Below are 365 nucleotides of genomic sequence, written 5' to 3'. Positions count from 1 at the left end.
AACAGCTCGGCTTCCACCAGGGATTCGGAAAACGCGCCGCAGTTCACGGCCACGAAGGGCCGGTTGCGCCGGGCGCTGAGGTTGTGGATATGGCGCGCCACCAGCTCTTTACCGGTGCCGGTTTCGCCGATGATCAACACGCTGGCTTCGCTGGGCGCGACTTGCTGGATGTGCGCCAGCAGCGCCTGGGATTTGGGGTCTTCGAAGACCTGGGCCGTGGCGCGGATCGAGGTCGCAAGAGCGGGCGAGGGCGGTAAGGTTAAAAGCTGCATGGGCACCTCTTCTAGGAGTAGAACGTGGGAATCGGCAGGGACTGGTTCAACGCCCAGTCCCCCAGTTCGTGGAGCTTGTAGTCCACCGGGTCG

Annotated in this window: 2 protein-coding genes and 1 pseudogene (1 of these 3 running past the window's edge); 1 reads left to right on the top strand and 2 read right to left on the bottom strand. The window is 63.6% G+C overall.

Annotated features, from left to right (window positions below; translation table 11 throughout):
• Positions 1-170, bottom strand: a pseudogene (locus HX786_RS31200) (sigma 54-interacting transcriptional regulator); its annotated part reaches 378 nt to the left of the window's first position; the annotation flags it as partial.
• Here HX786_RS31200 and HX786_RS32425 point away from each other — a divergent pair.
• Positions 90-257 carry a hypothetical protein gene (locus HX786_RS32425; protein WP_372847451.1) on the top strand — a complete coding sequence of 56 codons (168 nt, stop codon included), beginning with the start codon at positions 90-92 and terminating at the stop codon, positions 255-257. The pseudogene HX786_RS31200 and the gene HX786_RS32425 sit on opposite strands and share 81 nt — an antisense overlap.
• 26 nt (positions 258-283) lie before the next feature.
• On the opposite strand, the gene HX786_RS32140 is transcribed toward HX786_RS32425, so the two are convergent.
• On the bottom strand, positions 284-365 hold an 82-nt coding region (locus tag HX786_RS32140; protein ID WP_256735351.1), incomplete at its 5' end, for a hypothetical protein.

Source organism: Pseudomonas sp. 21615526 (assembly GCF_013386245.1).
In the GTDB taxonomy this organism is placed as follows: domain Bacteria; phylum Pseudomonadota; class Gammaproteobacteria; order Pseudomonadales; family Pseudomonadaceae; genus Aquipseudomonas.
Note: the sequence above shows the minus strand (reverse complement) of the source record. Positions and strands in the feature narration are given on the sequence as shown.

Excerpts from the sequence above, each read along its gene's own strand:
- HX786_RS32425 (WP_372847451.1), top strand. The coding sequence starts at position 90 with ATGGCGCGCCACCAGCTCTTTACCGGTGCCGGTTTCGCCGATGATCAA.